The organism is Streptomyces sp. NPDC054863 (genome assembly GCF_053610825.1).
The window spans coordinates 20,229-38,963 of sequence record NZ_JBSGZD010000007.1; the positions used below are offsets into that span (position 1 = coordinate 20,229).

At 70.5% G+C, this 18,735-nt stretch carries 16 protein-coding genes; 7 read left to right on the forward strand and 9 right to left on the reverse strand.

Features of this window, described 5'->3' with window-relative positions:
- Positions 1-22: 22 nt before the first annotated feature.
- The 4 genes from ACWGIG_RS02880 to ACWGIG_RS02895 all read left to right on the forward strand — a co-directional run bounded on the left by ACWGIG_RS02880 (position 23) and on the right by ACWGIG_RS02895 (position 5,833).
- Positions 23-1,651, forward strand: coding sequence for an MFS transporter (locus ACWGIG_RS02880; RefSeq protein WP_453319699.1), 1,629 nt, complete (start codon positions 23-25; stop codon positions 1,649-1,651).
- 310 nt (positions 1,652-1,961) lie between these two features.
- Positions 1,962-2,723, forward strand: coding sequence for a DeoR/GlpR family DNA-binding transcription regulator (locus tag ACWGIG_RS02885; protein WP_453319700.1), 762 nt, complete (start codon positions 1,962-1,964; stop codon positions 2,721-2,723).
- A 4-nt stretch (positions 2,724-2,727) separates the two neighbouring features.
- Entirely contained in the window at positions 2,728-3,675 is a 948-nt protein-coding gene (pfkB, locus tag ACWGIG_RS02890; protein WP_453319701.1) for a 1-phosphofructokinase, read from the forward strand.
- Positions 3,676-3,784: 109 nt separating this feature from the next.
- A complete protein-coding gene (locus ACWGIG_RS02895; RefSeq protein WP_453319702.1) occupies positions 3,785-5,833 on the forward strand; it encodes a PTS fructose transporter subunit IIABC in 2,049 nt (682 codons plus the stop codon).
- A 28-nt stretch (positions 5,834-5,861) separates the two neighbouring features.
- On the opposite strand, the gene ACWGIG_RS02900 is transcribed toward ACWGIG_RS02895, so the two are convergent.
- The 3 genes from ACWGIG_RS02900 to ACWGIG_RS02910 all read right to left on the reverse strand — a co-directional run bounded on the left by ACWGIG_RS02900 (position 5,862) and on the right by ACWGIG_RS02910 (position 9,178).
- Positions 5,862-6,680 carry a DUF6227 family protein gene (locus tag ACWGIG_RS02900; protein WP_453319703.1) on the reverse strand — a complete coding sequence of 273 codons (819 nt, stop codon included), beginning with the start codon at positions 6,678-6,680 and terminating at the stop codon, positions 5,862-5,864.
- Between the two features lie 178 nt (positions 6,681-6,858).
- Entirely contained in the window at positions 6,859-7,965 is a 1,107-nt protein-coding gene (locus tag ACWGIG_RS02905) for a P1 family peptidase (protein WP_453319704.1), read from the reverse strand.
- A 13-nt stretch (positions 7,966-7,978) separates the two neighbouring features.
- A complete protein-coding gene (locus ACWGIG_RS02910) occupies positions 7,979-9,178 on the reverse strand; it encodes a low temperature requirement protein A (RefSeq protein ID WP_453319705.1) in 1,200 nt (399 codons plus the stop codon).
- A gap of 74 nt (positions 9,179-9,252) precedes the next feature.
- On the opposite strand from ACWGIG_RS02910, the gene ACWGIG_RS02915 reads away from it, so the two are divergent.
- Complete coding sequence (locus ACWGIG_RS02915; RefSeq protein WP_453319706.1) at positions 9,253-9,417, forward strand: hypothetical protein; 165 nt, start codon at positions 9,253-9,255, stop codon at positions 9,415-9,417.
- Positions 9,418-9,457: 40 nt separating this feature from the next.
- Complete coding sequence (locus ACWGIG_RS02920; protein WP_453319707.1) at positions 9,458-9,694, forward strand: hypothetical protein; 237 nt, start codon at positions 9,458-9,460, stop codon at positions 9,692-9,694.
- Between the two features lie 28 nt (positions 9,695-9,722).
- Here ACWGIG_RS02920 and mscL read toward each other — a convergent pair whose 3' ends face one another.
- The 6 genes from mscL to ACWGIG_RS02950 all read right to left on the reverse strand — a co-directional run bounded on the left by mscL (position 9,723) and on the right by ACWGIG_RS02950 (position 15,579).
- Positions 9,723-10,190, reverse strand: coding sequence for a large conductance mechanosensitive channel protein MscL (mscL, locus tag ACWGIG_RS02925; protein WP_453319708.1), 468 nt, complete (start codon positions 10,188-10,190; stop codon positions 9,723-9,725).
- Between the two features lie 51 nt (positions 10,191-10,241).
- Positions 10,242-10,763 carry an RcpC/CpaB family pilus assembly protein gene (locus ACWGIG_RS02930; protein ID WP_453319709.1) on the reverse strand — a complete coding sequence of 174 codons (522 nt, stop codon included), beginning with the start codon at positions 10,761-10,763 and terminating at the stop codon, positions 10,242-10,244.
- A 318-nt stretch (positions 10,764-11,081) separates the two neighbouring features.
- Positions 11,082-11,936 (reverse strand): S-methyl-5'-thioadenosine phosphorylase, encoded by an 855-nt coding sequence (locus ACWGIG_RS02935; RefSeq protein WP_453319710.1) that lies wholly within the window; start codon positions 11,934-11,936, stop codon positions 11,082-11,084.
- A 158-nt stretch (positions 11,937-12,094) separates the two neighbouring features.
- The gene (locus ACWGIG_RS02940; protein ID WP_453319711.1) at positions 12,095-12,457 is read right to left on the reverse strand and encodes an FmdB family zinc ribbon protein; all 363 of its coding nucleotides are present in this window, start codon (positions 12,455-12,457) and stop codon (positions 12,095-12,097) included.
- Between the two features lie 66 nt (positions 12,458-12,523).
- Positions 12,524-13,825, reverse strand: coding sequence for an MFS transporter (locus ACWGIG_RS02945; RefSeq protein ID WP_453319712.1), 1,302 nt, complete (start codon positions 13,823-13,825; stop codon positions 12,524-12,526).
- Positions 13,826-14,031: 206 nt separating this feature from the next.
- Positions 14,032-15,579 (reverse strand): potassium/proton antiporter, encoded by a 1,548-nt coding sequence (locus tag ACWGIG_RS02950; protein WP_453319754.1) that lies wholly within the window; start codon positions 15,577-15,579, stop codon positions 14,032-14,034.
- Positions 15,580-15,795: 216 nt separating this feature from the next.
- On the opposite strand from ACWGIG_RS02950, the gene ACWGIG_RS02955 reads away from it, so the two are divergent.
- On the forward strand, positions 15,796-18,720 hold the full coding sequence (locus ACWGIG_RS02955) for a penicillin acylase family protein (RefSeq protein ID WP_453319713.1): 2,925 nt from the start codon (positions 15,796-15,798) through the stop codon (positions 18,718-18,720).
- Positions 18,721-18,735: the final 15 nt, after the last annotated feature.

An 18,735-nucleotide genomic window follows, 5' to 3' on the forward strand; every position in this document is an offset into this window, starting at 1 on the left:
TATGACAACTAACGTCTTCCCCATGACATCAGCACCCCCGTCGGGGACTCGGGCCGAGTCCCCGGCACCCGCCGCAGCCGCAATACCCGCTACTCCCGGCACACCAGCCGCCTCCGGCGCACCCGCCGTCCCCGGCGCATCCGCCGCTCCTCCCACCGACCGCCGCCGCTGGTTCGCGCTCGCCATCGTGATGACGGCCGCCTTCATGGACCTGGTCGACGTCACGATCGTCAACATCGCGATCCCCAGCATCCAGGGCAGCCTCGGCGCGACCTTCAGCGCGATCCAGTGGATCACCGCCGGTTACGCGCTCGCCTTCGCCGCCGGGTTGATCACGGGCGGCCGACTCGGTGACATCTACGGCCGCAAGAGGCTGTTCCTGATCGGCATGGGTGGTTTCACGATCGCTTCGGCGCTCTGTGGCTTCGCCGCCAACCCGGATGTCCTGGTCGCCTCCCGCATCCTCCAGGGCGCGACGGCGGCGCTGATGGTCCCGCAGGTGCTGTCGATCGTGCACGCCACCTTCCCCGCCCACGAGCGCGGCAAGGTCTTCGGTCTGTTCGGTGCGATCGTCGGCCTCGGCGCGGTGACGGGACCGCTGCTCGGCGCGCTGCTCACCGAGTGGAACCTCTTCGGCCTCGAATGGCGCCCGATCTTCCTGATCAACCTGCCCGTCGGCATCGCCGGGCTGATCCTGGGCCGCAAGTTCATCACCGAGTCCAAGGCCCCGCGCGCACTGCGCCTGGACCTGCCGGGCGTCGTCCTGGTGACCCTCGCGCTGCTCGCGCTGATCTACCCGCTGACCCGGGGCCGCGAGCTGGACTGGCCGCTGTGGGGGTACGTGTCCATGGCGGGCAGCCTGGTCGTGCTCGCCGTGTTCGTCGCGTACGAGCGGTGGAAGACGCGGCGGGACGGGTCGCCGCTGGTGGAGCTGTCGCTGTTCAGGGTGAAGAGCTTCGCGGCGGGCATCGCCGTGCAGCTCACCTTCGGTGTCTTCAGCGGCATCTTCTTCATGGTGTGGACGCTGTACATGCAGATCGGGCTCGGCTGGAGCGCGCTGCGCGCGGGCGTCACCGGAATTCCGTTCTCCATCGCCGTTTCGGTGGCGGCGGGCATCTCGGTGCAGAAGCTGGTGCCGCGGTTCGGCCGCAAGGTCCTGCAGACGGGCGCCCTGACGATGGCGGCCGGACTGCTGCTCTACATCTGGGAGGCCGATCACTTCGGCAGGGAGATCTCGTCCTGGCAGATGGCGCTGCCGCTGATCGTGATGGGCCTCGGCATGGGGCTGATCGTGGCGCCGCTGACGGACGCGGTGCTGTCCGAGGTGCCCAAGGAGCACGCGGGTTCCGCGTCCGGCCTGATCAACACGACCGGCCAGACCGGCAACGCGTTCGGCATCGGCCTGGTGTCGGTGGTCTTCTTCGGGATCGTCGACCACGAGATGGAGCTGGCACACGGCGCGCAGAGCGCGGTCGGGGCCGCCTACGTGGACGCCTTCCAGAGCGCGCTGGGCTGGGTCGTCGGCGTCCTGGTGGTGATCTTCCTGCTGATGTTCGCGCTGCCGAAGCGGGCTGCGGGACACGGGGCGCCGGAGCACGAGGCGCCCGAGAAGGCCGACGACGTACAGAAGGAGCCCGCGCTGACGGCCTGATCGGCTGCGGCCTGATCGACTGCGGCAGGGAGTGCGGCGAGAAGCCCGTGGGGTCCGGTGGACCCTGCGGGCTTCTCGCGTGTGTGCAAGCGACTGCCGGGCCGATGTGCGGGCGACTGGGCTGCCAGGACCGTGCGTGGGCGATTGCCAGGACCGTGCGTGGGCGATTGCCCGGACTGTGCGCGGACGATTGCCGAGACCAAAGTCCGTTCATGCCCGAATGGAGCCCAGATGTGTTTACTTGGGCCGCTCGTGGACGTACGCTGCCAGGGAAACCACAGGTTCGGGCATTGAACGGACGTAAACCCACATGTACGCACCGGAGCGCCAGCAGGAGATCCTCCGTCTCGCCCGCGAGGGCGGGCGCGTCGACGTGCTCTCCCTCGCCGACACCTTCCAGGTCACCGCCGAGACCGTACGGCGCGACCTCAAGGCCCTCGACCGGGCCGGGCTGCTGCGCCGCGTGCACGGCGGGGCGATCCCGGCCGGGCGGCTCGACTTCGAACCCGATCTGGCCGAGCGGGAGTCCACCGCCGCCGACGAGAAGGACCGCATCGCGCAGGCCGCCACCGCCGAACTGCCGTCCGAGGGCAGCGTCGTCCTCGACGCGGGTTCGACGGCGGCCCGGCTCGCGGCGGCCTTCCCGCTGGAGCGCGGCCTGACCGTCGTCACGCACTCGCTGCCGGTCGCGGCGCGGCTCGCCGACCACCCCGGGACAGACCTCCACCTGGTCGGCGGCCGGGTCCGGCACCGTACCCGGGCGGCCGTCGACGCCTGGGCGCTGCGGGCGTACGGCGAGATCCGCGCCGACGTCGTCTTCCTCGGCGCCAACGGCTTCTCCGCCGCGCACGGCCTGACCACCCCCGACCTGGCCGAGGCCGCGGTGAAGCGGGCGGTGATCGCGGCGGGCCGCCGGGTCGTCCTGCTCGCCGACTCGGCCAAGCACGGCCAGGAACACTTCGCGCGGTTCGGGGACCTCGCCGACATCGACCTGCTCATCACGGACACCGGGCTGAGCCCGGCGGACGCCGCCGCCATCGAGGCTGCCGGAACAGAAGTACAGCGAGTGTGACCCGATGATCCTGACCGTCACCCCCAACCCGAGCCTGGACCGCACCTACGAAGTCCCCTCTTTGATGCGCGGGGAAGTCCTGCGGGCCACCGCCGACCGCATCGACCCGGGCGGCAAGGGCGTCAACGTCTCGCGCGCGGTCGCCGCCGCCGGGCACCGCACCCTCGCCGTCCTCCCGCTGGGCGGCGCCCCCGGCGCGCTCGTCGCGGAACTCCTGGATGCCGAGGGCATCGAGGTGGCACCGGTGCCGGTGGCCGGACAGACCCGGTCCAACATCTCCGTCGCCGAACCCGACGGCGCCCTCACCAAGATCAACGCTGCCGGTCCCGAACTGTCCGCGGCCGAGTCCGAGGCACTGCTTTCGACGGTACGGGCCCACTCGGGCGACGCCGACTGGATCGCCTGCTGCGGCAGCCTGCCGCGCGGTCTGACGCCCGAGTGGTACGCCGCCCTGGTCGCCCGCGCGCACGAGGCGGGGGCCCGTATCGCCCTGGACACCTCGGGCCCCTCGCTCCTCGCGGCGCTGCGGGAGCGGCCCGACGTGGTCAAGCCCAACGCCGAGGAGCTCGCCGGAGCGGTGGAGCGACCGCTCAAGACGGTGGGTGACGCGGTCGAGGCGGCCGAGCAGTTGCGCGCACTGGGTGCGCGGGCCGTGCTCGCCAGCCTGGGCGCCGACGGACAGCTCCTGGTCGCCGACTCCGGCACGTGGTTCGCGACCGCACGAGTCGATGTCGTACGGAGCAATGTCGGCGCGGGCGACGCGTCCCTGGCCGGGTTCCTGACGGCAGGCGGCGAGGGCCCCGAGGCCCTGGCCGCGGCGGTCGCACACGGTGCGGCGGCGGTGCAGCTGCCGGGCAGCGTGATGCCGACGCCCGCCGACCTGGACCCGGCTGCGGTGACCGTGACCGCCGACGTCCCGCTGGACCGCGTGCTGACGGAGCCCGCGGCATGAGCGGCATGAGCGGCATGAGCGGCACGGGCCGCTGCCGCGAGGCCGGCCGCCACCACATCACTGCTGTGCCCGCCCCGCCTGTTGATGCATCCGTGCGAAGGAGCCCGCGATGAGCCAGATGATCACCGCGGACCTGGTCGACCTCGACCTGGCCGCCGACACCCCTCAAGAGGCGACCCGTTCGCTGGCGACCCGGATGGTGGCGCTGGGCCGGGTCACCGACCTCGACGGCTTCCTCGCGGACGTCGCGGCCCGCGAGGCGCAGATGCCGACCGGGCTGGAAGGCGGCATCGGCATCCCGCACTGCCGCAGCGCGCACGTCACCGAGCCGACGCTGGCCTTCGGGCGCAGCGCCGCCGGCGTCGACTTCGGCGCCACGGACGGCCCCGCGGACCTGATCTTCCTGATCGCCGCCCCGGCGGGCGCGGACGACGCCCACCTGACGATCCTCTCCGGCCTGGCGCGCCAGCTGATGAACGCGGAGTTCACGGAAGCGCTGCGGGCGGTCGGGGACGCGTCCTCGGCGGCGGTACTGATCCGGGGCGACGAGGCCCCGGAGGCCCCGGATCCGACCGTGGCCGCAACCCCCGCCCAGGAAGCTCCTGGGGTCACAACTCCCGCCCAGGAAGCTCCTCCTGAGGCTGCGGCGGAGGGCGGAGGAAGCGCCGACACCCCCTTCCGTATCGTCGCCGTCACCTCCTGCCCCACCGGCATCGCCCACACCTACATGGCAGCCGAAGCCCTCGAACAGGCGGGCAACGGCGAAGGCGTGCAGCTCACCGTCGAGCCGCAGGGCTCCTCGGGCTTCACCCGCCTCGACCCTGCCGTCATCGCCGCCGCCGACGCGGTGATCTTCGCCCACGACGTGCCCGTACGGGACCGCGAGCGGTTCGCCGGGAAGCCGACGGTCGACGTCGGCGTGAAGGCGGGCGTCAACCGGCCGCACGAACTGATCGCCGAGGCCAAGGGCAAGGCGGCCAGGGGCGACGTCTCGGCAGCGCCCTCGAAGAGGAGCCCGGTCGAGGAGAGCGGCGAGGCGCAGGAGAGCTACGGGGCCAAGCTCCGCACCTGGCTGATGAGCGGTGTCAGCTACATGGTTCCGTTCGTGGCCGCGGGCGGTCTGCTCATCGCGCTCGGGTTCGCGCTCGGCGGCTACGAGATCAACAAGGCCCCCTCCGTCATCGAGCACTTCGCCTGGGGGGACCACACCAGCTGGGCCGCCCTGATGTTCCAGATCGGCGGGCTGGCCTTCGGCTTCCTGGTGCCGGTGCTGGCCGGCTACATCGCGTACGGCATGGCGGACCGGCCGGGACTCGTACCCGGCTTCGTCGGCGGCTCGATCGCGGTGGCGATCAACGCGGGCTTCCTCGGCGGCCTCGTCGCCGGTCTGCTCGCGGGCGGCACGGTGATGGCGATCCAGCGGGTCCGGATACCGGGCGCGCTGCGCGGGATCATGCCCGTGGTCGTCATCCCGCTGATCTCGTCGATCGTCGTCGGCTTCCTGATGTTCCTGGTGATCGGCGAGCCGATCGCGAAGCTCCAGACGGCCCTCACCGACTGGCTCTCCAGCCTCTCCGGCGCCAACGCGATCATCCTGGGCGTCATCCTCGGCCTGATGATGTGCTTCGACCTCGGCGGGCCGCTCAACAAGGTCGCGTACGCCTTCGCGGTCGGCGGTCTTGCCCACCCGAACGACGGCAGCCTGAAGGTCATGGCCGCCGTGATGGCCGCCGGAATGGTCCCGCCGCTCGCGATGGCGCTCGCCACCACCGTGCGCGGGAAGCTCTTCACCAAGACCGAGCGGGAGAACGGCAAGGCGGCCTGGGTACTGGGAGCCTCCTTCATCACCGAAGGCGCGATCCCGTTCGCTGCGGCCGACCCGCTGCGTGTCATCCCCGCCTCGATGGCGGGCGGCGCGGTCACCGGAGCCCTGTCGATGGCATTCGAGAGCACCCTGCGCGCCCCGCACGGCGGAGTGTTCGTGGTGCCCCTGATCGGCAACCCGCTGCTCTACCTGGTGGCGATCGTCGCCGGTGTCTGCGTCAGCACGGGACTGGTCGTCCTGCTCAAGGGGATGCGCAAGCAGCCGGAAACTCCGTCCGGACACAGGACGCAGCAGCCGGGGCAGCCGGAGCAGCAGGTGACCGTAGCCGCCTGATCCAGCACGGTCGGCCGATCCGGCCCGATCAGCGCACCCGCCTGCGGAGCTCCATCGCTTCGCGGGCGGTGTGCTTGTCCGGGTACACCTCGCACATGTGGCGACCGTCGGGGGTCGCCGTGTGCTCGACCTCCCACAGGCTGGCCTCGCTGCCGTCCAGCAGCAGGAACGCGTGCTCGTACAGCGTGAATCCCACCTCCCTTCCCTTGATGCGGCACTGCCGCCCGTACACCTGCGTGATCTCGTGCGCGAGGGCGTCGGCGAGCAGCCGCGCCGTCTCTTCGCCCGGCCGGTCCGCGTTCTCCGCGCGGCGCAGGACCCGGCGCGCGTGGTCGGGGGAGTTGTCCGGGACGAAGGAGCGCCTGGTGGACCTGCGGGGGTGGGCCAGCAGACCGGAGAGGACCTCAAGGTCGCTCTCCACGTGGTCCGACAGGTCGTCCGGGACGGCGATGGCGTCGTGCCCGTCGATGTACTCGGGGAACAGCGACAGGTCGTCGGCGGCCGAATGCGCGCCCCGCGGCAGCCGGTTGGCGGCCAGTCTGGCCTCGCCGATGTCGGTGTACAGCTCGTGCTCGGTGCGGTGGTCGCGGCCCGCGTTGTGCACCAGCTCCCACAGGGTGAGGCAGGACCCGTCGGCGAGCAGGAACGTGTGCAGGTGCAGGGAGCGGCGCAGTCCGGCGCTGTGGTGCGAGGAGCGCAGCGACGAGCTGTGCGCCAGCGCCGACGCGAGCCGCTCCACGGTCTCGTCGGGCAGGTCGAAGGAGTTCAGTGCACGGCCCAGGAGCAGCCCGAGGTGATCCTCGGTCGGTTCGAGGCCGTCGCTCTCGTTCTCGTACGGATCGTTCAAGACTTCTCCAGGCCGTCGCCGCGTGTGACTCTCTCAATACTCAAAGTAGCCGCTGGGTCTGACATCGTGCCCCGGGTTGGCCCTTTTCCCCGGGAAGAGAGACAGCTTTGCCTGTGAACGAGGGAAGGGGTGCGAGAGGTTCCCGCAAACCTCCCTCGAAATGCGGCAGTTCACCGATTCACACGGATCCGGGGTAGAGGTCCCGATATGCGGGGAACACCCCGCCCGGCCCGTCGACGCCCTCCGCCGCCCGTACCGCCTTGACGATCGCCTGGGACACGGTGTCCGCACCCGCCGCGAGCACCTCGTTGAGGGCGCCGGCCGCCAACTGGGCGGCGAACGCCGGGTCCTGTTCCCCGGCGAGCAGCGGCTGCGCTCCCGTGGACAGCGCGAAGACCGTGTCCCCGTCCGTCAGCTGGTGCACGGGCCGCAGGGCGCGCGCGAAGCCGTCGTGCGCCGTCCCGGCGAGCTTCTGCGCCTGCGCGCGGGTGAGTGCGGCGTCGGTGGCGACGACCGCGAGGGTGGTGTTCAGCGGGGGGTGCACGGACTGGGCACTGCGTCGCACCGACTCCTCGCGCGCCTCTTGAGTGCGCCGCGCCGCCTCCCGGTGGACCTCCTCGCCGGGGTACGTGACGCGGCCCTGGAAGTACTCCCCGTAGAGCACACCGGTCAGCGGGTCCACTGCCGAACCCACCGCGTTGACCACCACGAGCGCCGCCACTGTCGCCCCCGACGCGAGCCGTACGCTCGCGGTGCCGACGCCGCCCTTGAGGCCGCCGACCACCGCGCCCGTACCGGCGCCGACCGCACCCTGTTCCACCGGGGCGCCGACTCGCGTACGGGCGGCTGCCTCCACGGCTGCCCGCCCCGTCGCCGCGTCCGGCCTCGTCCGCCAGTCGCCGCCGCGTCCCAGGTCGAAGAGGCAGGCCGCGGGCACCACCGGCACCACCTGCGCCGGGTCGAGGCCGATCCGGAAGCCGCGCTGCTGCTCCTCCAGCCAGGCCACCACCCCGGACGCGGAGTCGAGGCCGTACGCACTGCCGCCTGTCAGCACGATCGCGTCGGTGCGCTGCACCAGGTTGCGCGGGTCCAGGGCGTCCGTCTCACGGGTGCCGGGACCTCCGCCCCGTACGTCCACGGCGGCGACGAAGCCGCCCTCGGGTGCGAGCACCACGGTGCTCCCCGACAGTGCGTGCGCTCCCGTCGCCCGCGCGTGGCCGACCCTGAGGCCGGTCACGTCGGTCAGTGCGTCGTTCGGCCCGGGCTTCCCGGTGAGTTCTCCCATGGGGCCTTGCGTATCACGTCAGTTGGGGCTTGCGCAGGGTGTCCGTGTCCGGCCGGTTGGCCAGCAGGACGCCGACGGCCACGGCCAGCATCATGACCAGGCCCGCCGCGAGCACTCCCCAGACGCCGAGGAAGGTGCACGCGAGCACCACGACGACGGTCACCGGCATCAGCGCCTTCTCCGCGGTGTCCCGCTTGAAGTGCCGCGCCTGGAGGAACCAGCCGGTGAGCAGGAACAGCGCCGTCGGGATCGTCACCGCCGCCGTCGCCGCGACGGGGGAGATGTGCGCCTTGCCGACGACCTGCTCGACCGCCACTTCGATGCCCGCTCCGATCGCCGCTGCGGACCCGAGGATGAAGAGGTGCCCGTATCCCCATGAAATGGCCCGCCTCAAAGAGGTGAGCCGTTCCTGTGCGGGGGAGGAGAAGTAGATCCACCAGGCGGCGAAGACGATCAGCAGGCCGCCGCCCGCGATGGACAGCAGCTCGCCCAGCTCCTCGTGCTCGTCGAGACCCTCCTGCACGGCGATGGTGGCGGCGGTGATGGACTCACCCAGCACGATGATGGTGAACAGGCCGTACCGCTCGGCGATGTGGTGCGGGTGCCAGGAGGTCTGGAAGCCCTTCTCGGCGATCACCGGCACGCTCAGTTCGGCGACGGCGAGCAGGGCGAAGACGTACAGGCGCGCACCCTCGGGGACGAACAGCACGACGAGCCAGCCCAGTTGGACGAGCACCAGACCCACGGCGTACTTCAGTGCGGTGGTCCGCTCGGCGCCCGTGTTGTGCCGGGCGACCCGCAGCCACTGGCAGGTCATGGCGAGACGCATCACGATGTATCCGGTAATGGCGACGGCCCAGTTGCCGTTGTCGAAGGCGCGCGGCACCCCGGCCGCCAGTACCAGCACGCCCGCGATCTGCACGAGTACGGCGATGCGGTAGAACGTGTCGTCGTTGTCGTACGCCGAGGCGAACCAGGTGAAGTTCACCCACGCCCACCAGATGGCGAAGAAGACGAGGAAGTAGCCGAGGACCCCGGCCCCGAAGTGGCCCTCCGCGACGGCATGCACGAGGCGCACGCCGGCCTGGGCGACGGCGACCACGAAACACAGGTCGAAGAACAGTTCCAGCGGGGTCGCGGCGCGGTGTCCCTCGTCGGGGCTGCGCGACGTCATGCGGCGCAGCAGTCCGGAGGGCGCGTTCGAGTGGCTCATGCGTACCAAGAGACCAGAGGCGGCGGCGGGGCGCGCGCGGAGGGGTCCGGAAGAAGGGGGCGGTCGCCGGGGGAGTGCTGCACCGGCACGGCGAACCCGAGGGCGACGGCCCGCCCAGGGCGAAGAAGATCGCCGACGGTCTGCCGCGCGGCGGGTCGCTCTCCTTCCGCTACCCGGGCGACGAGGACCGCGCCGTCGCCGTACGCCACGCCCGCAAGGGTGCCGAGGCCCCCGGCTGACCGGCGTCCCCGCACCGCAGCCCCGCCGTACCCTGGAGGGATGAGCACTCCAGGCACTTCCGGCCCCGGCCCCGACGCGGAAGCGGACCCCGTCCCCGATGTGGACCCCGCCCCGGGGCCGGCCAAGCGCCCCAGGCCCAAGCTGGTCTTCGACGACCCGCTGGACCAGCAGTCGTCGGACGACACCGACCGGGGCTGGGGCGAGCGGCCCGGCGGGGGCGGCGGCGCGGCGGACCTCGCCCGCTTCCTCGACGAGAAGCCGCCCCACCACGTCTGAACCAACCGCAGTACGTGCGCCGCGGCGGTTACGGGTTGCTGTGTCCCGATCCGCGCTGAGCGATCAGCGCGTCCCTGATCTCCTTCAGCACCTCGATCTCGGTGGCCTCCATGACCTCCGCGACCGCCTCCTTCGACTTCAGCTTGGCGGCACGCTTGGCGAGGTACTTCGCCATCGGGAGCACCATCAGGAAGTAGACGACGGCGGCGGTGATCAGGAAGCTGAGCACCGCGCTGAGGACCGAGCCCCACATGATCGGGATGCCCTGCATGGTGCCGTCGACGACCTTGCAAGGGTTCTTCAGACAGGAGCTGTAGTGCTCCAGGTCCTTCGTTCCGAAGGCGCCGACAAGCGGATTGATCACGCCCTTGACGATCGAGTTCACGATGTTGGTGAACGCGGCGCCGATGACGACGGCGACCGCGAGATCGATCACGTTGCCGCGCATCAGGAAGGCTTTGAAGCCTTCCAGCAGGCTGGTCTTCTCTTCGCTCACGAATGAGCCTCATTTCGCATGTGCAGGGGGCCGTGCAAATATCTCCGCAACTTACGGCAGCACCGGCCGCCGCTGTCCAATCCGGCAACTCGTATCGGTGACCCCACTGTTCGCCAGCGCGATTAGGCGCTCCGGTATGCAGCACAGAGTCACCGCCAGCCGCGACGTCGCTCCCGCGCCGGCCAACTGCGCGGCGGTGGACCGGGGTACGGACAGCACTACCAGTGCCCCGCCGTCCGAAGATTCATGCCCGGACTTCGGCACATCGACCACGCGGACACCGGACGCCACCACCCTCGCCGGTGAACTCACGCTGCTGGTGGGCGAGTTGGCAGATGCGATCACGTCGACCCGGTCCCCGCGCCGCAGCAGTCGGACCGTCTCCGCGTCCGCGATCCGCACCGGCACGGAGACTGCCTCGGCCTGCGGGGCCGTCGGCCGACCCACCTGCTCGGGTGCGCCGGCCGTCTCCGCATGTGCTCCGGTGCGATCCGCGGCGAGCGGCACCGAGGCCACCAGCGCCGCGGCGGTCACCGCGAGCCCGGCCGCCACCGCCCGCCGCCTGCGCCGCACGGCACGCCGCAATCTGTGCCTGACCCCGCCGCCTCGCACCCGCAACGGGGCGAATTCCGGCACTCCGCACGGCTCGGGCGCAGACGGCGGCGGAAGGGGCAGCGGAGGAAGGGGCAGCGGAGGAAGGGGTGGCGGGGGAAGGGGCAGAGGAGGAAGGGGCAGAGGAAGAGAAGCAGCAATCGACGACACGGAAAATCACCACCAGGTCACGAAGGGTGTTCGCTCTGAACACCCCTCACGATCCCCGCTCCGCCCGGATCCCGCTGAAGTCTGTGGACGGCACCCGGCCTGTGCACAACCTGCTCACCCCTGAGGGTGTCAGGGCAGCACGATCCCCGTCTTCACCCCGTCCAGCGCATGCGCGCACAAGCAGTCCCGCGAAGCCTGCGCAGGCAGCCCCGCCACCGCGTCGAACAGCACCCCGCGCAGCCGGTCCACGTTCGCGCCGAAGACCTTCAGCACTTCCTCGTGGCTGACGCCCTCACCGGTCTCCGCGCCCGCGTCCAGGTCCGTGACCAGCGTCATCGACGTGTAGCAGAGCCCCAGTTCCCGCGCGAGCACCGCCTCCGGGTGCCCCGTCATGCCGACCACCGACCAGCCCATCGACGCATGCCACAGCGACTCGGCCCGCGTGGAGAAGCGCGGCCCCTCGACGACCACCAGCGTCCCGCCGTCCACCGGCTCCCACTCCCGGCCGCGCGCCGCGGCAAGCGCCGCCCTGCGGCCCTCGGGGCAGTACGGGTCGGCGAAGGACATGTGCACGACCTCGGGCAGCTTCCCGTCGACCGCCGTCTCGCCGTCGTAGAACGTCTGCGCCCTGGACTTCGTACGGTCGACGAGCTGGTCGGGCACCAGCAGGGTGCCGGGACCGTAATCGGCCCGCAGCCCGCCCACCGCGCACGGTCCGAGCACCTGTCGGGCGCCCACCGAGCGCAGTGCCCACAGGTTGGCGCGGTAGTTGATGCGGTGCGGCGGCAGGTGGTGGCCGCGGCCGTGCCGGGGGAGGAACGCCACCTTCCGCCCCGCGATCTCGCCCAGGAACAGCGAGTCGCTGGGGCTGCCGTAGGGCGTCTCCACCTGTATCTCGGTCACGTCCTCCAGGAAGGAGTAGAAGCCCGAGCCGCCGATGACACCGATCTCCGCCTGGATCTCTTTCTGCGCTGCGTTCACCATGGCGGTCACCCTAGCTCCGGACCGGATTTCCCTAGCTCCGGACCGGATTTCCCTGGTCTCGGCCCGGATCGACCCGGCCCGGATCGACCTGGCCTCGGCCCGGAAACGCCGAAGTCCCCGCCGTCGACGACAGCGGGGACTTCGGAAGGAAACGGTTCTCAGGCGGCCGAGGACGACCCCGAGGAGGAGCTCGACGAGCTCGAAGAAGACGTCGACGAGGCCGACGACGCAGTCGAGGACGTGGACGAAGACGAAGCCGCGGGCTTCGAGTCCGATCCGCCGCTCGACGCGGACGCAGCGGCCTTCGAGGCCGAGGACGAAGCCGCCGTGCTGCTCGACGAGGAGCCGCGGCTGTCGTTCCGGTAGAAACCGGAGCCCTTGAAGACAATGCCGACCGCGGAGAAGACCTTCTTCAGGCGTCCCTCACAGCTCGGGCATTCGGTCAGTGCGTCGTCGGTGAACTTCTGCACGGCCTCAAGGCCTTCGTTACACGCGGTGCACTGGTACTGGTAGGTCGGCACTTGCTCCTCCTGGCACTCTCACTCGATGAGTGCTAACGACGGTCCATAGTGACGTATTCCGCTGGATCAGTCCACCGTGACCGGCACGCGGTGACCCACACCACGTGCCGCGACCCGCCCGGACGACTGCGGTACGAGGCGCGAGCGCAGCAGGATCAGCACGATCAGCGCCAGCGCCGTACCACCCAGCGGCACCAGGAATCCCGCGCTGGAGCCGTGTGCGTCCGTCAGCCTTCCGGCCACCGTCACGGCCATGGCCTGGCCGAACGCGACCGCGCCGGTCAGCCAGGTGAAGGCCTCGGTGCGAGCGGTGGCCGGGACGAGCGTCTCGACCATCGTGTAGCCGGTGATCAGTGCGGGTGCGATGCACAGGCCCACCAGCAGCCCCAGGCCCGCGAGCAGCGGCACCGAGTGCACGGCCCACAGGCCCGACGCGAAGAGCGTCAGAGCGACGTAGCCGGTCATCAGGCGGCGGCGCGGCCCGATCTTCCAGGCGATGGTGCCGCAGGCGATGCCCGCCAGCATGTTGCCGCCCGCGAAGATTCCGTACAGCAGCCCGTTGATGCCCGGGTTGCCCGCCTCGGAGGCGAACGCGGTCAGCGAGACCTGCATGCCGCCGAAGACGGCGCCGATGCCCAGGAACGCCACCGCGAGCACCCGTACGCCCGGCACGGACAGTGCGGAGACGGGCTTGACGCGCTCGCCGCCCGCCGTGCGGCTCGGGGCCGGCTGGGTGCGCTTCTGCGCGGCGAAGAACAGGCCGCCCGCCAGCGTCAGGGTCGCCTCGGCGATCAGGCCCGCCGCCGGGTGCACACCCGTGCACAATGCGGTCGCCAGCACCGGGCCCACCACGAAGGTGAACTCGTCCGTCACGGACTCGAAGGCCGCGGCCGTCGACATCAGCGGCGAACCGTCCAGCTTGGCCGCCCAGCGCGCCCGCACCATCGGCCCGATCTGCGGCACCGAGGCACCCGCGGGAACGGCCGCCACGAACAGTGCCCACAGCGGCGCCTCATAGAGGGCGAGGGCGGTCAGGGCGGCGACGGACGCCGTGTGCACCAGTACGCCGGGCAGCAGCACCGCGCGCTGCCCGAACCGGTCCGCGAGCTTGCCGCTCTGCGGTGCGAACAGCGCCATCGAGACACCGGTGACGGCGGCGACGATGCCCGCGGTGCCGTACGACCCGGTCGTGTGCTGCACGAGCAGCACGATGCCGATGGTCAGCATCGCGAAGGGCTGCCGGGCCAGGAAGCCGGGGATCAGGTAGGACCAGACCCCGGGGGTGCGCAGCAGCTGCCCGTAGCCGGGGCGCTTGGCCCCGTCGGGGGACGTGTCGGTGGTGGCGTCGGTCGTGACCGTGTTCGTCACGGCCCTTGCCTTTCTGCCGCCTGGTAGCGCATCCCTTTGCACGTACGTCGTACGTGGGCACGCATCGCGTGCGGAAGCCGCCGAGAGCTGTCCTCTTGCGCAGGACCGGCGGTAGATACCAGGGCCCGGTCGATACCGGGGCAGGCCGCCGTGCGGTCGCGCCAGCTCTGCATCAGGCAGAGTTGGTCGATCAATTCACCTTCATGCTACAGGGGCTTTTGGGTTCTTGTCCTTGCTTTCGCTGGTACGGGTCGTGGTGCCGGTTCCCCGCCCGTGCCCAGCCAGTCCGCCAGCTTGCCGCCCTGGCCGACCGCCCGCAGCCGCCGCTCGGCCGCGTCCCGTACCGGATCGGTCGCCACCACCAGCAGCTCGTCCCCGCGCCGCAGCACGGTCATCGGCTGCGGTACGAAGCTGGTCCCGTCCCGTACGACGAGGGTGACGGCGGCGCCCGGCGGCAGCCGCAGCTCGCCCACCTCCACGCCGTGCATCAGGGACTTCTCCGGGATTGCCACCGACAGCAGGTGCCCGCGCAGCCGCTCCAGCGGCGCCGACTCGATCCCCAGGTCGGCGGTCTCGCCGCCGTCGCCCAGCTTCAGCCGCCGCGCCACCCAGGGCAGCGTCGGTCCCTGGACCAGCGTGTAGACCACGACCAGTACGAAGACGATGTTGAAGATCTGGTCGCTGCCCTCGACGCCGCCCACCATCGGAATGGTGGCCAGCACGATGGGCACGGCCCCGCGCAGCCCCGCCCACGACAGAAGTACCTGTTCGCGCATCGACGTACGGAAGGGCAGCAGGCTCAGCAGTACGGACGCGGGGCGCGCCACCATCGTCAGGACGAGGCCCACGATGATCGCGGGCCAGATGTCGTCGAGCAGCTCGTGCGGCGTGACCAGCAGGCCGAGCAGGACGAACATGCCGATCTGGGCGATCCAGCCGAGCCCGTCGGCGAAGCCGCGGGTGGCGGGCCAGTGCGGCAGCTTGGAATTGCCCATGATCATCGCGGCCAGGTAGACCGCGAGGAAGCCGCTGCCGTGCGCCATGGCGCCCGCGGCGTACGCCGTCACCGCGATGGCCATCACGGCGATCGGGTAGAGGCCGGAGGCCGGCAGGGCCACGCTGCGCAGACCGAGTGAACCGAGCCAGCCCACCGCGAGGCCTATTGCCGCGCCGATCGCGAGTTCGAGGGCGATCTCGCCGACCAGGGCGTACCAGGAGTCCACCGGGCCCGCCGCGGAGAACGCGACGACCAGGATGACCACCGGGGCGTCGTTGAACCCCGACTCGGCCTCCAGGACGCCCGTCAGGCGCGAGGGGAGCGGCACCTTGCGCAGTACGGAGAAGACGGCCGCGGCGTCCGTCGAGGACACCACCGCGCCGATGATCAGCGCCTGCCGCCAGTCGAGACCCACCAGGTAGTGCGCGCCCGTTGCAGTGATGCCCACGCTCACCGCGACGCCGAGGGTCGACATGACGACCGCAGAAGGCAGCGCGGGCTTGACCTCCTTCCACTTCGTCCCCAGGCCGCCCTCGGCCAGGATCACGACGAGTGCGGCATAGCCGATCACCTGGGTCAGCTCGGCGTTGTCGAAGGCGACGTTGCCGATGCCGTCCTGGCCCAGCGCGATGCCGATCCCGAGGTAGATCAGCAGGCTGGGGAGCCCGCTGCGCGACGAGATGCGCACCGCGGCGACAGCGACGAGGAGCACTACCGCGCAGATGAGCAGGAGTTCGTTGAGCTGGTGGACAGTCAGGGGCCGGTCCTTCCATGGGGCCTGCCGGAACGTTCCTCCAGCGGCGTGCCTGCGGGCGAGGTAGTTTCATTACCTTACCTAATCTTTGACGCCTCCTTAACGCCTTTCCTCAACTGCCTCATAGAGGGCATCCGGAGACCGAGTCAGGAGCGGCACGGGGCTGCGCCTATGGTTGCTCCAGCACTCCAGGACCACCCTGCCCCTCGAAGGACAGCGATGCCCGCCACCACACCCGCCCCTTCCGCTGCCCCGCAAGGGAAGAAAAAGAAGGGACGTCGCGCCCGCCTGCTCGTCATCGTGCTGGTGCTGGCGATCGTCGCGGGGGTCGGTTACGGCACGTACTGGAGCGTCAGCACCGTGCGAGCCTCGTTCCCGCAGACCACCGGCGAGCTCACGCTCGACGGCCTGGCGGGACCGGTCGACGTCAAGCGCGACGCCAACGGAATCCCGCAGATCTACGCCTCGTCGGACACCGACCTCTTCCGCGCCCAGGGCTTCGTCCAGGCGCAGGACCGCTTCTGGGAGATGGACGTCCGCCGTCACATGACGTCGGGCCGCCTCTCCGAGATGTTCGGCTCCGGCCAGGTCGAGACCGACGCCTTCCTCCGTACGCTCGGCTGGCGCCAGGTCGCGCAGCAGGAGTACGACAAGAAGCTGACGCCGGAGACGAAGAAGTACCTCCAGGCGTACGCGGCGGGCGTCAACCAGTACCTCAAGGGGCGTCCGAACAAGGACATCTCCGTCGAGTACGCGGCCCTCGGCTTCACCAACGACTACACGCCCGAGGAGTGGACCCCGGTCGACTCGGTGGCGTGGCTCAAGGCGATGGCCTGGGACCTGCGCGGCAACATGCAGGACGAGATCGACCGCTCGCTGATGACGAGCCGCCTCGACCAGAAGCAGATCGCCGACCTGTACCCGGAGTACCCCTTCGACCGGCACAAGCCGATCGTCGAGGAGAACCTGGCCAGGGCGAAGGGCAGCAGCGGCGGCAACGCCACGAACGGCAGCAACGCTGCGAGCAACGGCTCCGGCGGCGCAGGTACGCACAGCGGCGGCGGAAGCAGCAATTCCGCCGGCAATGCGGGCAACGCCGGTACTTCGGGCAACGCCGGCAATGCGGGCAACGCCGGTACTTCGGGCAACGCCGGCAATGCGGGCAATGCCGGTACCGCAGGCAATGCCGGTACCGCCACCCAGGGCCTCCAGACCCAGCTCTCCCGCGTCTCCGACGCCCTCGACAAGATCCCCGCCCTGCTCGGCCCCAACGGCAACGGCATCGGCTCGAACTCCTGGGTCGTCTCCGGATCGAAGACCACCACCGGCAAGCCGCTGCTGGCCAACGACCCGCACCTCGCCCCGCAGATGCCGTCCCTCTGGTACCAGATGGGCCTGCACTGCCGCCAGGTCTCCGCGCAGTGCCAGTACGACACCGCGGGCTACACCTTCTCGGGCATGCCCGGCGTGGTCATCGGCCACAACCAGGACATCGCCTGGGGCATGACCAACCTCGGCGCCGACGTCAGCGACCTTTACCTGGAGAAGGTCGGCGCCCACAACACGTACCTCTACGACGGCCGTGAGACGCCCTTCAAGACCCGCGAGGAGACCATCAAGGTCGCCGGCGGCGAGGCCAAGAAGATCACCGTCCGCTCCACCGGGAACGGCCCGCTGGTCTCCGACCGCAACACCGAGCTGGAGTCGGTCGGCCAGAAGGCCCCCGTCACCAACGCGGCGCCCGACCGGGGCAACGGCTACGCCGTCTCCCTCAGGTGGACCGCGCTGGATCCGGGCAAGTCCATGGACGCCGTCTTCGAGCTCAACCGCGCCAAGAACTTCAAGGAGTTCCGGGCCGCCGCCGCCCACTTCGAGGTGCCGTCGCAGAACCTGATCTACGCCGACACCGCGGGCAACATCGGCTACCAGGCTCCGGGCACCGTCCCGATCCGCAAGGGCGGCCGTGACGGCCGCCTGCCGGCCGCGGGCTGGGAGTCGAAGAACGGCTGGAAGGGCTTCGTCCCGCAGGCCGAGCTGCCGTACGAGTACAACCCCAAGCGCGGCTACATCGTCACCGCCAACCAGGCCGTGGTCGACACCAAGAAGTACCCGTACCTGCTCACCGAGGACTGGGGCTACGGCGCCCGCTCCCAGCGCATCAACGACCTGATCGAGTCCAAGACCAAGGACGGCGGCAAGATCAGCTCGGACGACATGCGGACCATGCAGATGGACAACAGCAGCGAGATCGCCAAGCTGCTGACGCCCTACCTGCTGAAGCTCGACGTCTCCGACCCGTACGTCCGCGAGGCGCAGAAGCTCCTCGAAGGCTGGGACTACACCCAGGAGTCCGACTCGGCCGCCGCCGCCTACTTCAACGGCGTCTGGCGCAACATCCTGAAGCTGGCCTTCGGCAACAAGATGCCGAAGGAACTCCGGGTCAAGGGCCAGTGCCTGTACGTCCGCGGAGCCGATGGTTCCGGACCGGTCGACGACCTCGCCAAGCCCACCCGCGAGTGCGGCGAGCGGGACGGCGACTCGGCGCAGCCCGACGGCGGCGACCGCTGGTTCGAGGTCGTCCGCAAGCTGGTCAAGGACGAGAAGAACGAGTGGTGGTCCTCGCCCGCCTCCCGTACGGACAAGGCCACCACGACCCGCGACGAGCTGTTCGCGCGGGCCATGGAGGACGCCCGCTGGGAGCTCACCGCCAAGCTCGGCAAGAACATCAAGACGTGGAACTGGGGCCGTCTGCACCAGCTCACGCTGAAGAACCAGACCCTCGGCACCGAGGGCCCCGGCTTCATCCAGTACCTGCTCAACCGCGGCCCGTGGAACCTGGGCGGCGGCGAGGCGGCCGTCAACGCCACCGGCTGGAACGCGGCGGGCGGCTACGAGGTCGTCTGGGTCCCGTCGATGCGCATGGTGGTCAACCTGGGCGCCCTCGACAAGTCCCGCTGGATCAACCTGACGGGCGCATCGGGCCACGCGTACAGCCCGAACTACACCGACCAGACGGACAAGTGGGCCAAGGGCGAGCTGCTCGACTGGTCCTTCACCAAGGCGGCCGTCGACAGGAGCACCGTCGACACCCTGGTCCTCAAGCCGGGCCAGGAGGTCACACCGGGCGAGCAGCCGGCCCAGTAGCAGCCGGCCCAGTAG

What these genes read in the sequence shown, in the direction of transcription:
- ACWGIG_RS02880 (WP_453319699.1), top strand. Translation starts at nt 23, where the DNA reads ATGACATCAGCACCCCCGTCGGGGACTCGGGCCGAGTCCCCGGCACCC.
- ACWGIG_RS02885 (WP_453319700.1), top strand. Translation starts at nt 1,962, where the DNA reads ATGTACGCACCGGAGCGCCAGCAGGAGATCCTCCGTCTCGCCCGCGAG.
- pfkB (WP_453319701.1), top strand. Translation starts at nt 2,728, where the DNA reads ATGATCCTGACCGTCACCCCCAACCCGAGCCTGGACCGCACCTACGAA.
- ACWGIG_RS02895 (WP_453319702.1), top strand. Translation starts at nt 3,785, where the DNA reads ATGAGCCAGATGATCACCGCGGACCTGGTCGACCTCGACCTGGCCGCC.
- ACWGIG_RS02905 (WP_453319704.1), bottom strand. Translation starts at nt 7,965, where the DNA reads ATGGGAGAACTCACCGGGAAGCCCGGGCCGAACGACGCACTGACCGAC.
- ACWGIG_RS02910 (WP_453319705.1), bottom strand. Translation starts at nt 9,178, where the DNA reads ATGAGCCACTCGAACGCGCCCTCCGGACTGCTGCGCCGCATGACGTCG.
- ACWGIG_RS02920 (WP_453319707.1), top strand. Translation starts at nt 9,458, where the DNA reads ATGAGCACTCCAGGCACTTCCGGCCCCGGCCCCGACGCGGAAGCGGAC.
- ACWGIG_RS02935 (WP_453319710.1), bottom strand. Translation starts at nt 11,936, where the DNA reads ATGGTGAACGCAGCGCAGAAAGAGATCCAGGCGGAGATCGGTGTCATC.
- ACWGIG_RS02955 (WP_453319713.1), top strand. Translation starts at nt 15,796, where the DNA reads ATGCCCGCCACCACACCCGCCCCTTCCGCTGCCCCGCAAGGGAAGAAA.